Origin of the sequence: Mycobacterium aquaticum (genome assembly GCF_002086485.1) — a bacterium.
GTDB classification, from domain to species: Bacteria; Actinomycetota; Actinomycetes; order Mycobacteriales; family Mycobacteriaceae; genus Mycobacterium; species Mycobacterium aquaticum.
In genome coordinates this window covers 1-19,369 of record NZ_MVHF01000027.1, presented here as the reverse complement: position 1 = coordinate 19,369, position 19,369 = coordinate 1, and the positions used below count along the sequence as shown (strand labels likewise).

19 protein-coding genes are annotated in these 19,369 nt (G+C 64.1%); 7 read left to right on the top strand and 12 right to left on the bottom strand.

What is annotated here, in order from left to right:
* Positions 1 to 5: 5 nt before the first annotated feature.
* Genes BST13_RS23235 through BST13_RS23220 form a run of 4 tightly spaced genes read left to right on the top strand, consistent with a single transcriptional unit; the run spans position 6 to position 2,954 of the window.
* Positions 6 to 641, top strand: coding sequence for an ABC transporter substrate-binding protein (locus BST13_RS23235; protein ID WP_158087184.1), 636 nt, complete (start codon positions 6 to 8; stop codon positions 639 to 641).
* Entirely contained in the window at positions 581 to 1,150 is a 570-nt protein-coding gene (locus BST13_RS23230; RefSeq protein WP_158087183.1) for an extracellular solute-binding protein, read from the top strand. Before BST13_RS23235 ends, BST13_RS23230 begins: the two co-directional genes overlap by 61 nt.
* Positions 1,147 to 2,055, top strand: a complete 909-nt coding sequence (locus tag BST13_RS23225; protein WP_083166373.1) for an ABC transporter permease — start codon at positions 1,147 to 1,149, stop codon at positions 2,053 to 2,055. The genes BST13_RS23230 and BST13_RS23225 overlap by 4 nt, the downstream gene beginning before the upstream one ends.
* A complete protein-coding gene (locus BST13_RS23220) occupies positions 2,052 to 2,954 on the top strand; it encodes an ABC transporter permease (protein WP_083166372.1) in 903 nt (300 codons plus the stop codon). Before BST13_RS23225 ends, BST13_RS23220 begins: the two co-directional genes overlap by 4 nt.
* A gap of 123 nt (positions 2,955 to 3,077) precedes the next feature.
* Here the strand turns inward: BST13_RS23220 and BST13_RS23215 are convergent, their stop codons facing one another.
* The 4 genes from BST13_RS23215 to BST13_RS23195 all read right to left on the bottom strand — a co-directional run bounded on the left by BST13_RS23215 (position 3,078) and on the right by BST13_RS23195 (position 9,843).
* Positions 3,078 to 4,361, bottom strand: coding sequence for an HNH endonuclease signature motif containing protein (locus tag BST13_RS23215; RefSeq protein WP_083166371.1), 1,284 nt, complete (start codon positions 4,359 to 4,361; stop codon positions 3,078 to 3,080).
* Between the two features lie 56 nt (positions 4,362 to 4,417).
* Positions 4,418 to 7,276, bottom strand: coding sequence for an MMPL/RND family transporter (locus BST13_RS23210; protein ID WP_083166447.1), 2,859 nt, complete (start codon positions 7,274 to 7,276; stop codon positions 4,418 to 4,420).
* The gene (locus BST13_RS23205; protein WP_083166446.1) at positions 7,273 to 7,683 is read right to left on the bottom strand and encodes an MmpS family transport accessory protein; all 411 of its coding nucleotides are present in this window, start codon (positions 7,681 to 7,683) and stop codon (positions 7,273 to 7,275) included. The genes BST13_RS23210 and BST13_RS23205 overlap by 4 nt, the downstream gene beginning before the upstream one ends.
* 1,179 nt (positions 7,684 to 8,862) lie before the next feature.
* Complete coding sequence (locus BST13_RS23195) at positions 8,863 to 9,843, bottom strand: SLAC1 family transporter (protein ID WP_158087182.1); 981 nt, start codon at positions 9,841 to 9,843, stop codon at positions 8,863 to 8,865.
* Between the two features lie 213 nt (positions 9,844 to 10,056).
* On the opposite strand from BST13_RS23195, the gene BST13_RS23190 reads away from it, so the two are divergent.
* Entirely contained in the window at positions 10,057 to 10,878 is an 822-nt protein-coding gene (locus BST13_RS23190; protein WP_083166370.1) for an alpha/beta fold hydrolase, read from the top strand.
* Here BST13_RS23190 and BST13_RS23185 read toward each other — a convergent pair.
* Entirely contained in the window at positions 10,836 to 11,465 is a 630-nt protein-coding gene (locus tag BST13_RS23185) for a DJ-1/PfpI family protein (RefSeq protein ID WP_083166369.1), read from the bottom strand. The genes BST13_RS23190 and BST13_RS23185 overlap by 43 nt on opposite strands.
* Positions 11,466 to 11,527: 62 nt before the next feature.
* Between BST13_RS23185 and BST13_RS23180 the strand changes: the two genes are divergently transcribed.
* Positions 11,528 to 12,862, top strand: a complete 1,335-nt coding sequence (locus tag BST13_RS23180) for an aminotransferase-like domain-containing protein (RefSeq protein ID WP_083166368.1) — start codon at positions 11,528 to 11,530, stop codon at positions 12,860 to 12,862.
* Here the strand turns inward: BST13_RS23180 and BST13_RS23175 are convergent.
* Complete coding sequence (locus BST13_RS23175; RefSeq protein ID WP_083166367.1) at positions 12,850 to 13,821, bottom strand: SDR family oxidoreductase; 972 nt, start codon at positions 13,819 to 13,821, stop codon at positions 12,850 to 12,852. The genes BST13_RS23180 and BST13_RS23175 overlap by 13 nt on opposite strands.
* Positions 13,822 to 14,144: 323 nt before the next feature.
* Between BST13_RS23175 and BST13_RS23170 the strand changes: the two genes are divergently transcribed.
* Positions 14,145 to 14,750 (top strand): TetR/AcrR family transcriptional regulator C-terminal domain-containing protein, encoded by a 606-nt coding sequence (locus BST13_RS23170; RefSeq protein ID WP_245839776.1) that lies wholly within the window; start codon positions 14,145 to 14,147, stop codon positions 14,748 to 14,750.
* An 18-nt stretch (positions 14,751 to 14,768) separates the two neighbouring features.
* Here the strand turns inward: BST13_RS23170 and BST13_RS23165 are convergent, their stop codons facing one another.
* The 6 genes from BST13_RS23165 to BST13_RS23140 form a co-directional block, all read right to left on the bottom strand.
* Positions 14,769 to 14,978: a three-helix bundle dimerization domain-containing protein gene (locus BST13_RS23165; protein WP_083166444.1), complete on the bottom strand. Its 210-nt coding sequence runs from the start codon at positions 14,976 to 14,978 to the stop codon at positions 14,769 to 14,771.
* Between the two features lie 187 nt (positions 14,979 to 15,165).
* Entirely contained in the window at positions 15,166 to 15,762 is a 597-nt protein-coding gene (locus BST13_RS23160; RefSeq protein ID WP_083166365.1) for a class I SAM-dependent methyltransferase, read from the bottom strand.
* A 50-nt stretch (positions 15,763 to 15,812) separates the two neighbouring features.
* Positions 15,813 to 17,015 carry a WXG100 family type VII secretion target gene (locus tag BST13_RS23155; RefSeq protein ID WP_083166364.1) on the bottom strand — a complete coding sequence of 401 codons (1,203 nt, stop codon included), beginning with the start codon at positions 17,013 to 17,015 and terminating at the stop codon, positions 15,813 to 15,815.
* Positions 17,016 to 17,027: 12 nt separating this feature from the next.
* Positions 17,028 to 17,600 (bottom strand): hypothetical protein, encoded by a 573-nt coding sequence (locus BST13_RS23150; protein ID WP_083166363.1) that lies wholly within the window; start codon positions 17,598 to 17,600, stop codon positions 17,028 to 17,030.
* Positions 17,601 to 17,821: 221 nt separating this feature from the next.
* Positions 17,822 to 18,649 carry a type VII secretion target gene (locus BST13_RS23145; protein WP_083166362.1) on the bottom strand — a complete coding sequence of 276 codons (828 nt, stop codon included), beginning with the start codon at positions 18,647 to 18,649 and terminating at the stop codon, positions 17,822 to 17,824.
* 101 nt (positions 18,650 to 18,750) lie between these two features.
* Positions 18,751 to 19,176 (bottom strand): pyridoxamine 5'-phosphate oxidase family protein, encoded by a 426-nt coding sequence (locus tag BST13_RS23140; RefSeq protein ID WP_083166361.1) that lies wholly within the window; start codon positions 19,174 to 19,176, stop codon positions 18,751 to 18,753.
* Positions 19,177 to 19,369: the final 193 nt, after the last annotated feature.

Genomic DNA, 19,369 nt, shown 5'->3' with positions numbered 1-19,369 from the left:
AACGCGTGGACCGGTTACGAATCCTCGCCTCCCCCAGCGATTCCCGGCGAATCACTCGTAGGAGCCTGCTGGCCGGTTTCGCCGTGGCGGGAGCAGGCCTGGCACTGTCGGGCTGTTCGCACGGCGGCGTGCCGTCCCCGGCGCCAGACGGCAAGATCGAGGACCAGCTCAACATCTACTCATGGGGCGACTACGACGACCCCGACAACCTCGCGGAGTTCGGACGCCGGGGTGTCACCCTCCAGGTTGACAACTTCGGCTCCAACGAAGAACTGGTGGCCAAGCTCGGCGCGGCCCGTGGAACCAGTGGCTACGACATCGTGGTGCCGACCGGTAGTTACGTTCCGATGATGGCGCGCGCCGGCCTGCTGGAGCAGCTCGATCACACCTATCTGCCCAACCTCTCCAACGTCGAACCGCCCTACCTGCACCAGCCCTGGGACCGGACCAACACCTATGCAGTCTGCAAGAACTGGGGTACGACAGGTTTCGTCTACGACACCCATGTCATCGGCCGGGAGTTGACGTCGTGGAACGACTTTCTCGATGCCGCCCAAAGGAAGCACGGGGCAAGACAACGGTGCTTGAGGACCCGTGGGAGGTCTGTGCGATCTTCTTCGCCGCCAACGGTATTGATCTGAACACCACAGACGAGCGCCACTTGGACGCCTGCGAGCAGTTCATGGTCGGTAAGATCGCGCCGACCATATCGGCGTTCGTGTCCCAGGTATCGTCGCAACTGGCCCAGCGCCAGTTCGCGCTCATGCAGGCTTTCAACGGCGACGTGCGCCTCGCCCTCCTCGAGGATGACGATCCCGACCGCTGGCGCTTCGTGTTCCCGACGCCGACCGCCAATCTGTGGATGGACACGTGGGCGATCGCCAAGGGTGCCCAACACCCTGATGCCGCTTATGCATTCATCAATTACATGCTCGAGGCCAAGGTGGGCATGAAGGAAATGGAGCACATCGGATACCCGACCGGGCTGATCGGCCAGCGCGAACTCGCCGCGCAGAACGAGGTCCCGATGCTCGACCTGATCTACCCGACCCAGGCCACGTTGGATCGGCTGACGCCCAGTGAGGTCACCGACGCCACCGGCCGATTGGTGAAGATCTTCAATCGCATGCAGGCGGGAGCCGTGACGTGAGCAGACTGTCCGCGGGAACGAAATCGAATGCAGCACTGTCTTTTCCGCTGTGGGCCTATCTGGTCTTCTTCTTCCTGATCCCGACCACCCTGATCGGCTGGTACAGCTTCGGCAGCAAGCCCGACATCTACACGGCCCGCTCCAACGAGCGCATGTCGTTCGACCGCTACCTCGAGGCCGGCGACGCGACCTTCCTGACCACGTTCTGGAACACCTTGCGCATCGCCGGCGTGGGCACCCTGATCTGCCTCGTGATCGGCTTGCCGTTCGCCTATTGGCTGGCGGTCAAGGTCGCCCCACGCCGGCGCGCCGTGCTGCTCGCGCTGGTGCTGATCCCGTTCTGGACCAACTTCCTGGTCCGCACGCTGGGGTGGCAGATCATGTTGTCCCCGGAGGGTTTCGTCTCCGCTGTCTTGAACAAGGTCGGGCTCGCCGACGGGCCGCTGTCGATCCTCTACACGCAGACCGCGGTGCAGATCGGCGTCGTGTACAACTATCTGCCGCTCATGATCATGCCGCTGTACGTCGCCCTGGAACGCTCCGAGGAGAGCATGCGTGAGGCCAGTAAAGACCTCGGCGCGGGCCGGATGCGAACCTTCGTCGATGTCACAGTCCCGTCCGCATTGCCCGGCATCGCGGCCGGCTGCCTGCTGGTGTTCATCCCGCTGATGGGCGACTACATCACGGCGTCGGTGCTTGGCGGCGCACAGGGCAACATGGTGGGCCAGTTGGTCGCCGCCCAGTTCAACATCGCTCAGAACTGGGCGCTGGGATCGGCGATGGCCATCATCCTGATGACCTTCATTCTTGCCACCGTGGTGGCCGTCGGCGCCGTCGCGTTGATCGTCAAGGCGCTCATCAAACGATCCCGCCGCGTCACGATTCCCGAAGGGGCACAAGCATGACCGATACGCTGGAGCGTCCCGTCGCAGGTGTCGCAGCGGTACAACGCAGGCGCAGGTCTTGGGATCCGGTCGCCGTCGGATTGCGGCTGTGGGGCATCGCGGTGTACGTGTTCCTGTTCTTGCCGATCCTCGTGATCATCGCCTATTCGTTCAACACCGGACGGATCCTCGCAGCGTGGCAGGGCTTCGGATTCAGCGCCTACACCAGCGCCTTCGACAACGTCATGATCCGGAACTCGGTATTGACCTCCCTACAGGCGGCGGCCGGCGCGGCGGTGCTCTCGACCGTGCTCGGCACGCTCGGCGGGCTGGCTCTCGCGCGTTCCCGCAAAGGCAACCGATGGGCCATCGCGCTCACCGCGATTCTTGCCATCACTCTGGTCACACCCGAAGTGGTGACTGGTGTTTCCCTGCTGCCATGGTTCGTGTCGTTGGGAACCGATGCCGGATTCTTGCCGATGAACAACGGAATGGTCCGACTGATCATCTCGCATACGGTGATGTCGGTTGCCGTCGTGACATTCATCATCCGCGCGCGAATGCAAGGAACGGACCTACGCCTGGAGGAAGCCGCGGCCGACCTGTACGCGGGCAAGTGGAACGCATTCCGCCAAGTCACCTTGCCGCTGGCGTTTCCCGGAATCCTGGCCGGCGCCCTGATGTCGTTCACACTCAGTTTGGACAACACCATCGTGTCGAGTTTCGTTCAGCTTCCCGGTTCCACCCCGTGGCCGGTCTACATCTTCTCGTCGTTGAAGGTCGGCTTGCGCCCCGAAGTGGCTGCGGTGTCGACACTCATGCTGTTGCTGACGCTCGTTGCGCTCGGTGTCGTCGCCTTCGTGCTGCGCCGGACGGGCTCGGACTCGCAGGAGATCGCGGCGACTCTCGCCGGCGAATAGCCTGGGGCGCTTCCGATGTGATCGATGCGCGCTCCGGTGCCGCGGCGCGGGTGAACCCCTAGTTGGTATGGGTTAACTCCCCGGCGGCGCCTCACCCTGCCCCTTGACAAACTTCGTTACATATCAGTTGGGCGATGGTGGTGGCTTGGGTTGGAAGGGGGTGTACCACCACCAGTCGGCGCGTTCGCCGGTCGGCCCGCGATAGGGCGGCACCTGGGGTGGGGGTGTGGTCGGTGGCCGGGCCAGCGAACCCCGGTGCAGTTCGCGGCCGGTGGCGTCGGTGACCCTGAGTTGGTCAGCGGGGCCGGTGATGGTGATCCCACCTTTGTGGTGCAGCCGATGATGGTAGGGACACAGCAAGACCATGTTGTCGAGCTCGGTGGGGCCACTGTCCTCCCAATGCCGCAAGTGGTGCGCATGTAGGCCGCGGGTGGCTCCGCAGCCGGGGACCGCGCAGCAGCGGTCGCGGTGCTCCAGGGCGCGGCGCAGCCGGCGGTTGACGGTGCGGGCGCTGCGTCCCGCGCCGATGGGTTGCCCGTGGCGTTCGAACCACACCTCGCAGGTGGCATCGCAGGTCAGGTAGCGCCGCTCCTCATCAGTGAGCACGGGGCCCAGGTGCAATGCTGCGACGGGTTTCTCGCCATGCTTATCGAGATCGACGTGGACGACGACGGTGGTGTGCTGCCCGTGTGGGCGGGCCGTCGCATCGGCATCCCAGCCGGCCTCGACGAGGCTCATGAAGGCGTCCACAGCATTCGGGAAGGGTGCTGCCTGTTCTGATACCTGGTCCCCTTCGTCGTCGTCGCGTTTCCACGCCGCGATCAGCGCCTCCTGGTGTGAGCGCATCCCGGCGTCGAGTTTCGCTGCTTCCAGCCGGGGCAGGGTGATCTGGTAGGTCGTGTAGTCGTCGTGGACCTCTTTGCGGAACGACCGTTTCGGCTCCACAGCCGGCTCGGCTTCGGCGTCGGGTTGGGGTTCGGGCTTGGGTTCGAGTTTGATCGCGGTGCGTAATTGGGCGACGGTGGCGACCGCGGCCAGCTCGGCGAAGTGCGCGTCGGAGCCGTCGGCGGCGCGTTCGGCGATGACCCCGACCTGATCGAGTGACAACCGGCCCTCCCGCAGTGCTTGGGTGCAGAGGGGGAATTGCTCGGCCCGGCGTGCCACCGCCACGATCGTGTCGGCGTTGTTCGGGGTGACACCGGTTTTCCAGGCCACCAATGCCGTGATTGAGCGGGCTCCGGTGGCGCCACACAATTCGTCGCGATCCAGTTCGGCGACGATGTCGACGATGCGTCCGTCGATCGCGTTGCGTTGCCCGCACAACTCCGACAGTTCGTCGATCAACACCTCCAGCCGCTGCGCAGGGCTCGGCCCATCATCAGTGAAAGATGTTGGCTGCGAGGACATAACACTATCCAAGCAGAAGGGTCCGACAAGTTCCGGACCCTCAGCCCACCGCACAACTAGGCCGTACCGACCAACTCCTGCCGAGGCTGGCTCGGAAGCCGTTGCGGCCACCAGAACCACGGGCCGAGAACTCGGGCGAGGGGCATGACGAGGAAAAGGCGGACGATGATCATGTCGAAGATCAGGCCCAGGCAGATGGTAGAGCCGGCTTGGCCGATGTTTTTGACGTCGCTGGCGAGCAGGGCCAGCATGGTGAAGGCGAAGACGAAGCCCGCGGTGAAGACGACGCCGCCGGAGCTGCCCATGGTCCGGATGAGTCCGGTTTTGATGCCGGCGCCGATTTCTTCGCGATAGCGCGAGAGCATGAGCAAGTTGTAATCGCAGCCGACGGCCACCAGAACGATGAACGCGATAGGCAATGTCAGCCAGTGCAATTGGGTTTTCAGCAGGACTTCCCAAAGGAAGACCGAGAGCCCGTAGGCGCCGGAGAAGGACAGGATGACAGTGATGAGAACGATGATGGCGCCGACGAGAGCACGGGTGATGACCAGCACGATGGTGAAGACCAAAGCGAACGTCGCGAGCATCATGATGATGATGTCGTTTCTCGAATAGTCCTTGACATCGCGGTAATTCGATGCGGCACCAGCCAGGTAGATCTTGGCGTTCGACAACGATGTGCCTTTGACGGCCTGCTCCGCGGCGGCAGTCACATCTTGAACCTGCTTGATTCCTTCGGGGCTTTGGGCCTCGCCGGTGTGGTAGAAGACGATGCGGGCGCCTTTGCCGTCGGGTGTCATGAAGAAGTTCATGCCGACTTTGAAGTCGTCGGTCTTCAGCGCGTCGGGCGGCAGAAAGAAGAAGTCGTCATTTTTGGCGTTGTCGAAGGCTTGTGCCATGTCGACCAGTGGGTTGATGAAGACATCCAGTTGGTCGACGATGGAATTGAGAGTGCTTTGCAGGGTCAGCGTGAGGGATTGGATGGCTTGCAGGTTCGCTACGGTGGTTTGGATCTGCGGGATGATCTGCGGGGTGACGGTGTCGATGATGGTGATGCCTTTGACGGTGTTGCCGAGCTCGTTGGTGATGCCGTCGACCCCGTCGAGTGAATCGTAGAGCGAGCGCAACGCTGCACAGATCGGGATGTCGAAGCAGTGTGGTTCCCAGTAGAAGTAGTTGCGCATCGGTCGAAAGAAATCGTCGAAATCGGCCAGGTGATCGCGGGTTTCATCGGAGAGTGCCTTGAGTCGCTCGGCGGATTCGCGTGACACGTGCGTTCCGACTACCAGTTGCGCGGTGATCTCCTGGATTTTCTTCGTTGATTCGAGAATGCTGCCGGTCCTGGTGGACAGGGCTCCGATGTCGGCCACTCGGTCGCGTAGGAAGCCGATGTTCTCACCGAGTTTGGTGCCTTGTGAGCCGAATGCGTACGGCAGTGATGCGTGTTCGAGCGGCCGTCCGTTGGGCCGGGTCACGCTTTGTACCAGAGCGACTCCCGGGGTTCGGGTGATTGCCTTGGCGATGCGGTCGAGAGAGATCATGTCGGCGGTGTTGCGCATGTCGTGGTCGGCCTTGATGTACACGATGTCGTTGTTGAGCCAGCTCTTCGGAAAGTGCTTGTCGGCTGCGGCGTAACCAGTGCTTGCTTCGACGCTGGCCGGGGCGAAATCGCGGTCGTTGTAGCTCACGTTGTAGGCGGTCAGACCCATCATGCACAACGGAATAACAAGGGCGGCAACTGCGATCATCGGCACCGGCCAGCGGGCGATGACGGTGCCGACCTTGCGCCATACCGGGTTGGCACGTTTCTTTCGCGGCTGGATCCAGCCGATCTTGCTGCCGAGGGTGAGCAGCGCCGGGCCCATGGTCAGAGCGGACAGCACCGCGACGACCATCGATACCGCACATGGCGGACCCAAAGTACGGAAGTAGTCCAGGTGGGTGAGGCTCAGACACAGGGTGGCGCCGGTGATGGCGATACCCGAACCCATGATGATGTGTGGGACGTTGGCCACTGATATGTAATACGAGGATTCCTTGTCTTCGCCGGCTTGGCGGGCTTCCTGGTAGCGGCCCAGATAGAAGATCGCGTAGTCGGTGGATGCGCCGAGCACCAGTGAGACCAGCAGGTTGGACGCGAACGAGGAGATCTCGATGACGCCTTGCTGCACCAGGAATGCGATGATTCCGCGGGCGACAGCCAGTGTGGTCAGTACCCCCATCAGTGGGATCACCGCGATGGTGATCGACCGGTACACGATCAGCAACAGGGTGAGGATCAAGATGACCGTGACGATGGTCAGCTTGACCAAACTGGCGTCGGTGGCGTGGAGCGTATCGGCGGCCAGCGGTGCCGGGCCGGTGATGTAGGCCGAAAGGCCTTCGGGTTTGGGGACTTTGGCGATGATGTCGCGGATCGCGGCAATCGATTCGTTGGCTTGCGAGGATCCGAGGTCGCCGGCGGGGCGGATGTTGAGAGTGGTGGCCTGCGCATCGGAGCTCTGCGACCCCGACATGGTCACCGGTTTGCCCCAGAGGTCTTGGACGGACTGCACGTGTTTGGTGTCGTCGAGCAGCCGTTGAACCAACTCGTTGTAGTACTGGTGGTCCTGCTCACCGAGTGGGCGGTTGTGGGTTTCCAGTAGCAGGACTGCGACGCTGGTGTAGTTGGACTCGTTGAAGTCATTGCCCATGTGGATCGCGGCCTGCGCTGAGGGCGCATCGCGCGCGACCAGGGGTCCGGCGTTCTCGGCGGTGACGTCGTCGAGTGAGGGGACGAACACGTTGGTCACCACGGCGACCGCCAGCCAGATCAGGACGATCGGGATGGCGAGCATCCGCAGCGTTCTGGCCAGGAAGGGCCGGTGCATCCGTTCGGGAGTGCTCTGGGGTGCGTCGGACACGGTGGTGCTCATGCCGCGGTCACCGTGCACGCCACAGCGGCCCCTGTATGAGTCACCGAATGTTCCTCTCTCACATGCCCGTCGACCAGGATTCGGCATCCCACCGAATCACCTTCGACCTGTGCCACCAGGCTCAACGAGGCCGACGCCGCCATCGTGGTTTCCGAATACGTCCAGGGCAACGACGTCAACTGGACTTCGACCGGGGCGGAGTTGAGATCTGCGTAGGTGACTTTTCCGCTGCCGCCGAGGTCTCCGAACACCTCGTACGTGACGTTTTTGGGGTTGATCTGGACGACGGTGGCCGGGATCGCTTTCGCCTCAGGAGGATTGGTGATTGCCTCGTTCAACCCGCGCACGGTGCTCACCCCGTAACCGACAATTGCGATGACGGCCAGCACAACGAGCGGGAGCCATATCTTGCTGAGGACGCCGCCGCCCTTTCGTCGCTTACACTTTACCGCCGGCGTCTCACCTGTCGGCGCAGCCGGCGCGAGGTCCGCCAGCGCCAGGCCGGTGAGCCCGGGCCCCAGCGTGACGAGCTCGTGTTCGGTCTGATCGTCGAGATTGACAGCGCGGATGTGCCCGCCCGCAAGATCGCTCACGTAGTAGGTCACGCCGTCAGAGGTGGCCAGACCGATGGCCTCTTGGTAGCCGCGCGAACAGATCTCGCGCTGACCGACTGCGGGTTGTACCTGTGCCCGGTTGAGGGTGTTCCCGGCCGGGGGGCTGCCTCGGTCGGTCCACACGAGTGTTCCGGCGACGTCGAGATGTAGATCGATGGGTTCGGGCAGGTTGGTCCACAGCACTTCGATGTCATCACGGTCAGCGGCGCTGCGGCCGGGTGGGATGTCGATGGGCGCGCGGAAGATGCTGCCTTCACCGGCATTCGGGGCGCCCTTCTGTGACCAGTAGATCATCCGCCAGGCCGGATCGACGGCCACGCCGACGGGGTGATTGCGCGCATCCCTTGCCGCGTCGTCACCGATGCCCGTGACGATCAGGGCGTGCAGGTTGCGGCCGTCCAGGTCACAGCTGAGCACCTGCATGCCCTCGCGGTCGCACCAGTAGAGCTTGCCGGCGTCGAAGTCGGCGGTGAGTTGCTTCCCCGTGGTGAAGGCTCCACGGGGGACGATGGTACGGCGATTTCCACCGTCGAAATCGACGCGTTCGATCGAGCCGTTGCGGGTGAAGAAGTTCGGTTCGGCGCCCGGGAGCGCACCGGGATCGGGGCTTCCCATGTTGGTCCAGTAGATGTGGCGACGTGCCGCATCGACGACGATGCCGTCGGGGGTCTCGTCGAGGCCGCCCACCACGGTTCGCACCTGCGAGCCGTCGAGGGATACTGCCTGCATCTCTCGCTTGGCGAGGTTGAGCACGACGATTTCGGTCATGGGACCTCGTCCCGTCGAGGCGTCAAAGCCACCACAACCGCGCCCCCCTCATCCACTAAGCAGGAACTGCTACATTTTCCACGCAGATTCGCTGATAGCAGCGCAATTTGCCAACATGACTCGACTTACTTGAATCTGCAATGAGTTCCCTTGGGATTACCGGCAGCTCGGCATGACGGATGCCGTGGGAATATTCCTCGATCGTCAATTGCATGACGCATTCCGTTGTCTCCGCGTGGTGCTCCACATCAACTGCCCGGTGCGCACGACAAGCAACGCGATGATCGCGGTGGCCGCGGCCAGCATCGACCAAGCCAGCATCCGGACACCGGGATACGGATCGGCGACGGCCCAGTGGCCGACGGTGTTGGCCGTCGCCGCGAGAGGGAAGCTGAAAACCCAAGAAGAGATGCCGAACGGGCGACGGAGATAGTCGGGCAGAATGAACAACTGCACGAGTGCCATCATCGCCAGCACCGCGGCCAACCCCACACCGGCGGTGGTGATCTTGTTGCTGTTCAACGTAAACCAGGCCGTGCCGGCGGTGGCCGGAGGCACCATCAACGCCACCAGCGTCGGAAAGCGCGCATCGCTCAGGCGCTGTTCGGTCATGAGCCGTCCGATGATCAGTGTGCCGAACGTCACCCAGAAGTACGCTCCGACCGCGAACAGACCCTGGGCCAAGAGGTGCCAGCCGTTCGTCTGCAGCGAGATGCTGGCGATGAACGGCCCGGCGACGACAGGTAGCGAGAATCCCGGATGTATTGCATGGCGATCGCGAGGTGTGGTAATCCATTGCGCCACAATCGCTGCGGCGGTCACAGCCCAGGCCGCCACCAGCGCGAGGTCGAGGTACCGGTAGCCAGACGCGTGGGGGAAGATCTGGGCGGCCAGCAACATCGGGATCACCGAGATGTAGCCCACGGCGAACCCCTGTTCTGGATGGCGCAAGTCGGCTGCGAGTGTCGACGGGTTGCCACCACCTCTGACTGCGTACAGCGTGGTGATCGTCAGCCAGGCGGACAAGCACAGGATGGTCAGGCAATGTGCGGGCCAGGAGGCTGCGCCGAATCCCTCTGCCGTCCGCCAACCTCCGGCCAGGCCGCCCAATCCGAGCGCCAGCGGATACCAACGCAACAAGTCGCCGGGTGAAGCGGCTCGGGCAGTGCCCGAACCGATAGGCATGACGGAGGGTCCAGGCGCGGTTGCGGTCACACCGTCATGAGCACTGCACCGAAGTTGTACATTCCTGACTTTTGAGCGCCAACCGGACCGGAATGATCCTGGCATTGGCAGTACCACCACAAGGCGGGCCACCTTGCCGGGCCCTGCTGCGGAATCGGTGATGCGCACGCTGCGCTGTCGGTTGGCGAATGGCAATTTTGGATAGGAGCAATCATGAGTGTGAACATTCGGCCCAGGACGATGACCGCCGATGGACTCTCGATCCGGTTCGCCGAAGGTGGCGCCGGCCCCGTCGAGGCGCTGCTGCTCAGCCCGTGGCCGGAAAGCATTTTCGCCTACGAGCAGGTCTGGCCACGGCTGACCGAAGAAGCACATGTCGTCGCCGTCGACCTACCCGGGTTCGGTGGGTCGGAACGGCGCGAAGCGTTGATGAATCCGAAATCCATGGGGGACTTCATTGTTCGTATCGCCGATGTTCTCGACCTGGACAAGCCCCACGTCGTCGCACCGGACGTCGGAACTTCGGCGACACTGTTTGCCGCGTCGGCCCATCCGGATCGATTCGCGAGCCTTGTGATCGGCACTGGCGGCGCCGCGGTGCCGATCACCCTGGGCAGCCCGCTCAAGGACTGGGTTGAGGCGCCCGACCTGGAACCGTACCGGCGAATCGGTGGCCGCAAGATCGTCGAGATCGCACTGGACACCATCGCCGGCTACGAGCCGTCGGACGAGGTCCGTGGGGACTACATCGCCAGCTACGACGGCGACAAGTTCGCCGAATCAATTGCCTACGTTCAGTCCTACCCGCAGCAGTTGCCCATCCTCGGAACGTTGCTGCCCGGGATCCACACACCGGTGCGCGTCGTACAGGGCAGCGAAGACCAGGTGGTGCCTGCGGTCAACGCCACCTATCTCGGGGATCGGTTGCCGAACAGCAAGGTCGACTTCATCGACGGCGGCGGACATTTCGTTTGGGAAGAACGTGCCGACGATTATGCTGCGCTGGTTGTCGACTGGTGGGACCGCACCAGGTAAGGGCCGATGTTGCCCATCGCCCGCTCGACGTACTCGTCCTTCTCGCCGACCGGAGCCACATGGTGCAGAGCACCTCTCGCGGCGTCCACGCCCTCCCGCCGGGCGATCATCCAGCCGGCGAGGTACGCCGACGCGAGGCAGCCGCCGGCTGTTGCCACGTTGCCTTTGGCGAAGAACGGCTGGTCGAGCACCTCGACGCCGGCCTCCTGCACCCACGGCTTGGAAACGAGATCGGTGCATGCCGAAACCCCGTCGAGCAGCCCTAATTTCGCCAGCACCAAAGTGCCGGAGCATTGTGCACCTAGTAGCTGCCGAGACGGATCGAGCCTCAGTCGCGCCATCAGCTCCGGATCGGCGACGACCTCGCGGGTCTGCCTGCCACTCCCCACGATGACGGCGTCCGCGCTACTCGCTTTTTCCAGCGCGACATGGGATTCGATGACCACGCCGTTCATCGAGCGAACCCGCGGGCCGGGGCTTGCGATCGATACCCGCCAGTCCGGCTTGCGAATTCGGTTCAGCACACCGAGTGCGATGAGTGAGTCGAGTTCGTTGTAGCCCTCGAACGTGAGAATGGCGATGTGCATGCGCTGAGCCTATTGCGGCCAAACCAATACGATCAAGAAATTGTCATGCATACAATGCCTGCGTGGCCCGTGCGCGATACAAGAAGGTCGTCGATGCGATGGCGGCCGACATCCGGGCCGGCAAGATCGCGCCGGGAACGCGGTTGCCCACCCATCGCGAACTCGCGGCCCGCGAAGGGCTTGCGTTGGTCACCGCGAGCCGGGTCTATGCCGAACTCTCGGACATGGGGCTCGTCAGCGGCGAGACCGGCCGAGGAATGTTCGTGCGGGAATCCACGCTGACGTCGCGCGACGACATCGTGAGACGTGTGTTCGCCGACGACGTCGTCGACCTGAATTTCAACTATCCATCCCTGCCGGAGCAGGCAGGCCTGCTGAGAAACGCGCTGCGCGCACTGGCATCGTCAGGCGACCTGGACGCGCTGCTGCGCTACCAGCCCCACGGTGGCCGGATGCATGAAAGGGCGTCGGCCGCATTGTATCTGGAAGATCGGGGGGTGGGCGTTCCGGCGGACCGGGTGCTGCTCGTCAGCGGTGCACAACACGGGTTGGCCGTCGCGGCATTGGCGCTGTTGCAGCCCGGTGATGTGGTCGCCGTCGACGCGCTGACCTATCCGGGATTCAAGGTGCTTGCGCAGTCACTTCGACTGGAACTGGCGCCCTTGCCTGCGGCCATCGATGGACCTGACCTGGACGCGCTGGACCGGCTGTGCGCCACGCGGCGGGTCCGGGCGATCTACGTGATGCCGACGTTGCACAATCCGCTGGGATGGGTCAGCCCCGAGCGGTCCCGCCTGCGACTGGTCGAGATCGCCCGCGAGCACGGGCTTGTCATTCTCGAAGATGCGTCGTACGCGTATTTGGTGGAACACGCGCCAGAGCCCCTCGCGGTACTGGCCCCAGAATCCACCGTCTATGTCTCGGGACTCTCAAAAAGCGTCGCGACCGGACTCCGCGTCGGATTCGTAGTTACTCCAACGCAATTCATCGAAACCTTCGAGCGGGTCATCCGAGCGACGACCTGGAACACTCCCGCGTTGATGACCGCGATCGCCACCGGGTGGATCAACGACGGCACCGTCGCCCGGTTGGAAGCGCAGAAGCGCGACGACGCTGCTCGCCGGCAGGCTGTCGCCCGTGCCGTTCTCGACGGGCTCGAGTTCGTCGGGCATCCCTGCTCGTATTTCCTGTGGTTGCCGTTGCCTGGTGGGGCACGTGCTGATCAGGTCGCGTCGAAGCTCATGCGTGACAACGTCTCGGTGTCCACGGCTGAACCTTTTGCCACGAGCAAGCACTCGCCACACGCGATCAGATTGGCGCTGGGCTCAGTGGACATGGACGTGCTGCAACGGTCCGTTGAAACGGTGAAACGAGTGATCGAGCACTACGCCTGTTGACGGTGATTCTGTCGCTCTACGGTACTTATTGCCCGGGACAGCCTCGGGTTGGCGAGCATGAACTCGTCCATGAGCGTGCCTGCGATGCCGCGCAACGGGAGTAGCGGCCGGATCCAGCCCGGCGCCGCTACAGTGGCGGCACGAGATTCGATGCCCTCGACCAGCGCGCGACCGGCCTGGGTGACCGGGATGGGCTTGGTGAAGAGCTCCGGCACAATCGAGCGTGCTTCCGAGACCTGTTGCTGCGCGAACGCGTCACCGACGAGATCGGTGTTCACGAATCCCAAATAGGCCACGCCGGCTGTTGCCTCGTGGTGGGCAAGCTCGACTCTCAGTGCCCGGGCGAGTTGGTCGACGCCGGCCTTGCTGGCCGCATACGACGCGTTCAGCGCTCCGTTGACGAATGCGTATATCGACGCCACAACCAGGATGTGTCCGTTCCGCTCGATCACGGCGGGCAGGGTGGCGCGGATCGTGCGCCACTGGCCGAGCAGGTTTACGTCGACGGTCCGCTCGAAATCCTCGGGGTCGATCGTCAGTATCGGCTCCGAGGGCGGCGCTATGCCGGCGTTGGCGATCACGACGTCGATGCCGCCGAACCGCGCCACCGCGGCGTCGGCAGCGCGTTGCATCGCATCGAGGTCACGCACGTCGGCTTCGAACGCGGCTGCGCCTTCGCCGAGCTGTTCAGCCAACTGCTGCAACGGTTTCAAACGTCGTCCGACGAGTGCGACCCGCGCGCCACGCGCGTGGGCCTGTCTGGCCGCCTCGGCACCGATGCCTCGGCCCGCACCGGTGATGAACACGACGCGACCGAACAGCGGCAGGCGCGGTGACGGCGTGAACAGCTGGCCGGCCACGGGTAGCGAGCGGGCGGCGCTCAAGCCCATGGCCCCGAACGTGCGGGTGGTGTCTTGAATCAGCTCGGCCTGTCGGAGCGCCGAATGCAGGGTGCCCATCAGAGACCCCGGTTCTTGAAAACTGTGCGGCGCATCGCGCCACCTCCCTGTTGGTTTTGGAACCGTCGACCAGTAGGCGCGACGTAGGCGAACGGGATGGGCGCTACCGCCGATGGCGTTGGGCTGCTTCCCATTTACGGCCGTACGAGAATCCGTCCGGCCTCATTCCAAGTTAAACTAGCGCTGCTAGTTTAACAATGTGATCCGTGCCACGACATGGCGTGGGCGGAAAACTAGCGGTGAAAGGTAATGTGTCGTGAAGCCGGGCATCGGGAGGTGAAGTGGGGCGGCCACCACGTCCGCTACTCAGTCGCGATCGGATCGTGTCGAGCGCGCTGGCGCTGGTGGATTCAGAGGGTTTGGAGGCGCTGTCGACGCGCAGGCTTGCCGCGGAGTTAGGCGTTGCCGGGCCGTCGCTCTACAACCACGTCGGCACCAAAGAGGAGCTGCTCGACGACATCGTCGACTCGGTGCTCGCCGAGGTGGACACTGCGATGTTCGCGAAGCTGAGTACGACGAACCCTGCGTGGCGTGCGGCGCTGGAGAAGTGGGCACGCACCTATCGGCAGGTGGTGGCGGCACACCCGAACATCGTGCCGGTGCTGGCTGCTGGGTTGGGGCGCCGTCCCAACGCTTTGAGAATTGCGGACGACGTGTTCGGTGGGCTGGTGGCGGCAGGATGGTCGCGTCGCGAGGCGATCAGCGTGGGTGCGGTGGTGCGGTACTTCGTGCTCGGTTCGGCACTCGGATCCTTCGCGTCGGCGTTCCCCGCCGACGCAGCTGTCTACAGTGCCAAGTACCCGCATCTCGATGGTGCCCATACGCTCGCGGCGCGGCAGCAACGAGTCGACCAGCGGGCATTCGACACCGGACTTCAGGCCGTGCTCGACGGCCTGGAACTGCGGTACGAGACTCTTTCGTCCGACTGACGCTTCGCTACTCAGAAATCAGGTCGTTCGCACAGCTCGACCAGCTAGCTGGTGACGAGCGTGTTTCTCCACGAACAGCGGGACGAAATCACGGATCCTGCTCGTGGCGAATCGCGTATGAGCCTCTTTGACTGCCGCATCGATGGCATCGGGTGCGGCCTCGGGAAACTCCACGGTGAGCCGACGCTCGATCTCGGCCAAAGCCGCTTGCTCGCTGCCGGCGATCATCTTCAACAGCATCTGCCGCCGTTCCGGCTTGGTCAACTGTCAATCGACCGGCAATCTGATGATTGTCTGCTGGGCATGGACCCGGGTGGTGCTGCCGCATGCCGACAGATTCACGACGCAAACGACCGTCGCGATGATGAGCGCGCCCGCGAACCTGACTTGCATGCGACCCCCCCGCGGTAGCGACTCAGCTCCGGCGCGCAAACACGTAATGTCGGGCCGGATCCTTGCCGTTGTGGTCCATCGCGGGCTCGCTGCCGCTGGACACCAGGGACCAGTGTTCGGAGAACCTGTGCTTGACCTCGGCCTCGGCGATGCCTGGCACACCGAACGAAGTCCCGGGAACGAACGCCACGATGGACAACACCGCATCGGGCGCGGCGACCGCCGTGATCTCCCGTACGTACGCATCGCGGTCATCGGCGCTCATCCCGTGCAGGCAGCCGCTGTCGACGATCAGGTTGTAGTCGTGGTCGACCGGCTCGGTGCTCAGCCGCGTCGCGTCGGCTTGCAGGAACCGCACGTCGACACCTCGTCTGGCTGCCTTCGCACGCGCCTTGTCGACCGCTGTCGCGACGAAGTCCACACCGGTCACCTGCCAGCCCTGCTGCGCGAGATAAATCGAGTTGTCACCGGTTCCGCAACCGACGTCGAGCGCCTTGCCCGGCGGTAACGAATCCTCACCCTCGACCAACTCCAGCAGTCCCTGAGCGATCGGGTGCCCGTCCCACGGCGTGAAGCCGAGCCGGTAGAACACTCGGAACAACCGCTGTCGGGACGCCATACCCCCACCCTGCCCCGTCGAGCGATGCCTGCCAAGGCGGGGTGCCAGGCTCACCAGTCGTCGTCGTCGACTTCTACTTCGTCACCGTCATCAACATGGACGTAAACCGGCCAACCCTCGTGGTCAATCTGGTGCTTCCAACTGGTTGGCACATTCCCCGCGCCACCGTCGAATGCGCTGAAGACGCGCGCGCCACCATTGGCGGCGGCGGACGCGTTGCTACTGGTGGTGTTCCCGTCAAACCTTGTTGGCGCCGATGTCGCAGGCATCGACGCGGTTGCGCTGGCTGGGCCGCCCTTGCCGACCGGTGGGGCGCCCGCACCGGACGGAGCTGATGTCGGGCCTGAGCGGGTGGCCGGTTCTTGTGCCGGGGTGTTGGCCTGGACGGGCGCAGATCCGGCGTTCGTCGATGCCGGTCGAGTCGGCGCTGCACCGGGGTTGCGGCCTGGATTCGACGGGCCCGCCTGCGCCGGCGTCGTGCCGGAAGCGGGCCGCGGCGTCGGCGCGGACAGAGGTTGGGCGGGCGTGCGCAGGGCGCTTTGTGGACTGCCGGGCGCAGGTTTCTGTGTGGGACCGGGAGACCCCGGATTAACCTGGCCAGGACCGTCGACGCCGCCCGGCTTTGCGCCCGGGCCGGGATCGGGCGCAGGAGCGTTGCCGTCCTCGGGTTTTGGTCCGGTGGGCCTCGGATTGTCCGTCCGGTTCGGGGCTCCGGCCGGGGCAGCCGATGCGTCCAGCCCCGCGGTCGCCTTGTGAACCGCATCGGCCAAGGCCCGGTCCGCGCCGTCGAACTGCGCGAGCATTGCCTTGAGCCTGACCGAGCTGGCCGGGGCGATCTGCCGAAGTTGCATGTCGGTGACCGGACTGAGTTTTGCCAGAACGTCCAGCGGACTTCCTGGACGTACCGTCACGGTGCCGTCATCGGCGACTTGCCAACCCTGCTGGGTCAACGATTCAACTCCGTCGACGATGCCGGTGCGGATGGCTGACAGTTGTGATCCACCGTCGGACAGTGCGGACTGGAGCGCACGGAGCACGTCGGAGATCTTCTGCTGCGCGACGAGTGTCCGTTCCGCATTCGCGACGGCAGCCTCGGAAGCTGTTCCTTCCCAGCCATTTTTCAATGCCGCCAGGTTCTGCTTCCCGGCGTCGATCTGCTGACTGATGGTGGTCGCCGAACTGCCGGCATGGGCTGCGGCGGCCAGCACGTGCTCGGGTTGCGAACCGCTGACCGTAGAAATCGTGACCGTCATCGGCGGGACCCGTCAGCATTCCCAAACGGTGCAGAGCTGCGGGTTCATCGCGGCGAACACATCTTCGTCAGCGGTGCCCGCCCATGGTGAGCTGGGGGTGCCGCCAGCCCACACGGTCAGCTCGGTGATGGTGCTGCCGACGTTGGCGAGATAGACGTGTGCCGTGGATTGGCCGTCAGCAGAGCGTATTTCAGCGGCCACCTGGTGGCATCCGCCGCGAGTCACACTAGGGCAGCGGGAGCTCACGGGGGTGGTGAACTGCAGTGTTGTGCCTGGTGCGGTGGAGGTGCACTGGGTCAGAACGTTCTGCAGGTTGGCCGCGTCGAGGCTCGCTGTCTGCCCCATGGTCCACGGGTCGCCGGGGTAGTGCACGATGACTTGTTCCGCTGACCAGTGGCCGTCACCGTTGTCCACCACGGCTCGGGCGTTGTCCCCGTTGGCAATCGGTGACGGCGTCGCCCCGCACAGCCCGTAGAGGCGGAAGGTGTTTGTTCCCAGTGGTTCTGCGCGGTCAGAGAAATTCGGCCACGGTTGGTCGGAGTTCTGTGGAATCTGGTCGGCGCTGATCCACGCTGCGGCCGGCACAGGAACCGCCGCTTGCGATTTCACGCTGGGGGACGGAGAAGCGCTCACCGTTTCGGCAGTCGCGGCCGGCTTCGGCGGTGTAGAGCTCGTTAGGGTGGACGGTTCAGCCTGAGGCGTGCCTGTCGTGGTGGTACCGCAAGCCGACACGGCCGCGACGGCAATGACTGTCGTGACAACGAGCGCCAACGCGTGCCTGGCTGTCATCGAACTCCTGTTCACTCTCAGTAGCCCTGGTGGACGCCAGGGTTGGCTTGCGGGATCTTGGCCAGGATGTCCGAACCGTCGGGAGCGACGCCGTAGTTCCCGACCAGGTAGTTCATCGATGCGGCGATGTTGGCGACCGGGTCGTAGATGTCGTTCGACGTGCCGGGTTGGTGGTACTGGGCAAACGTGCCCGGCACGCACTGGGCCAGACCGCGGGAGCAGCCGTTGCCGGAGCCATCGGAGACCTTGTAGGTCGAATTGGGCGGCTTGGCGTTGATGTCCCAGTTGTTGACCGCCATCGGGTTGTACGACGATTCGTGCTCGGTCAGAGTCATGTAGGCGTCGATCCAGCGTTGCCGGGCAGCCGGGTCGGTGACCCCGCGTTGGTCCAAGGCCTGGTTGATGGCGGCGCGGGTGGCTTCGGCCCCGGAGGGCCAATTCCCGTTGTCGTAGGTCACCTGATCGACGGGGATGGCCTGTGGGCCGGCGGGCGCCGTGGGGCCGGGCTTGTCCTTCTTCGCGCCGCCGTCGTCGTTCTTGGTGGGATCGTCGACGGTCTTGTCGAGCTTCTTACCCAGCTCGGCATCGGTCTGTTCGTACTTGTCAGCGGCGTGGCCCAGGTTGGTCGACAGCGCAGCCAGCTCGGATCCCACCCGTCGGACAGCACTGTCGACAAGCGCGGCGGCCTGTTCGGTGGCACCACCGGCGACCAAGCCCGGCAGGCTGGCGGTCAGCCCCGAAAGCCCGTGGCCGACGTTCGCGCCGGACACGACGGCACCGATCTGATGGAACCCGTCGGCCGCCGACCGCAAGACACCGGGATCGACGCGCAGTTTCGGGGTCACCCACGGAGCCTAACCGCCGATGAGACGCCGTCTGCGCGCCAATTCCGTTGTGACAGTGGGACTGTGAACCAACTGTCAGAAAGCTGTGAATGCCTCTGGTGTCAGAGGCTGCCGAGGTCGGCCGAAAGCCAGTGCTCGGGCTTCAGGTAGACCGCGACGCTGTCGCCGTGGTCACTACGGGCGAACTCCAGATACGGTTCGACCTTTTCCGGGGCCAGATAGCGCTTGGCCATCTCGACGAGTTGCTCGTCGGTGCCGGGCTCGATGCGGCTCACCGCGCCGTCGACGGCTACGTAGCGCACGCTCGGTTCGAGCCGTTCGACCATCAGCGACAGATGCCCGGCCGCTTCGATGAGCCGGTGCTTGCGGGACCCGTTCCCGGTGAGCAGCCAAGGCTCACCGCCCGGCGTGTACTGGTACCAGATCGGTACGGTCAGGGGCCCGCGCTTGTCGCCTGCGTAGACCGACAGGGCGGCGATGTGCGGTTCGGCTAGAAACTGTTCGCGTTCGTCCTTGGAGAGGGCCATCCTCACAGCCTAGAACGACATTTGGAAAACGCTGCGACACAGCTGTATTCAGATTCGGTGGATGCGGGATCGAAACGTTGGTCTGCGCCGAGTGGCCAGTTATGCGACATCTCTCCCGGGGTGTTGCGAAATTAGGTGGTTGATCCGGGTCTTCGGTATGTCTTACCGGGGTTGGGGGTGGTGGCCGCGAAGA

Coding starts and splice junctions, on each gene's coding strand:
- BST13_RS23220 (WP_083166372.1), top strand. CDS start 2,052: ATGACCGATACGCTGGAGCGTCCCGTCGCAGGTGTCGCAGCGGTACAA.
- BST13_RS23215 (WP_083166371.1), bottom strand. CDS start 4,361: ATGTCCTCGCAGCCAACATCTTTCACTGATGATGGGCCGAGCCCTGCG.
- BST13_RS23210 (WP_083166447.1), bottom strand. CDS start 7,276: ATGAGCACCACCGTGTCCGACGCACCCCAGAGCACTCCCGAACGGATG.
- BST13_RS23195 (WP_158087182.1), bottom strand. CDS start 9,843: ATGCCTATCGGTTCGGGCACTGCCCGAGCCGCTTCACCCGGCGACTTG.
- BST13_RS23190 (WP_083166370.1), top strand. CDS start 10,057: ATGAGTGTGAACATTCGGCCCAGGACGATGACCGCCGATGGACTCTCG.
- BST13_RS23185 (WP_083166369.1), bottom strand. CDS start 11,465: ATGCACATCGCCATTCTCACGTTCGAGGGCTACAACGAACTCGACTCA.
- BST13_RS23175 (WP_083166367.1), bottom strand. CDS start 13,821: ATGGGCACCCTGCATTCGGCGCTCCGACAGGCCGAGCTGATTCAAGAC.
- BST13_RS23165 (WP_083166444.1), bottom strand. CDS start 14,978: ATGATCGCCGGCAGCGAGCAAGCGGCTTTGGCCGAGATCGAGCGTCGG.
- BST13_RS23160 (WP_083166365.1), bottom strand. CDS start 15,762: ATGGCGTCCCGACAGCGGTTGTTCCGAGTGTTCTACCGGCTCGGCTTC.
- BST13_RS23155 (WP_083166364.1), bottom strand. CDS start 17,015: ATGACGGTCACGATTTCTACGGTCAGCGGTTCGCAACCCGAGCACGTG.
- BST13_RS23140 (WP_083166361.1), bottom strand. CDS start 19,176: ATGGCCCTCTCCAAGGACGAACGCGAACAGTTTCTAGCCGAACCGCAC.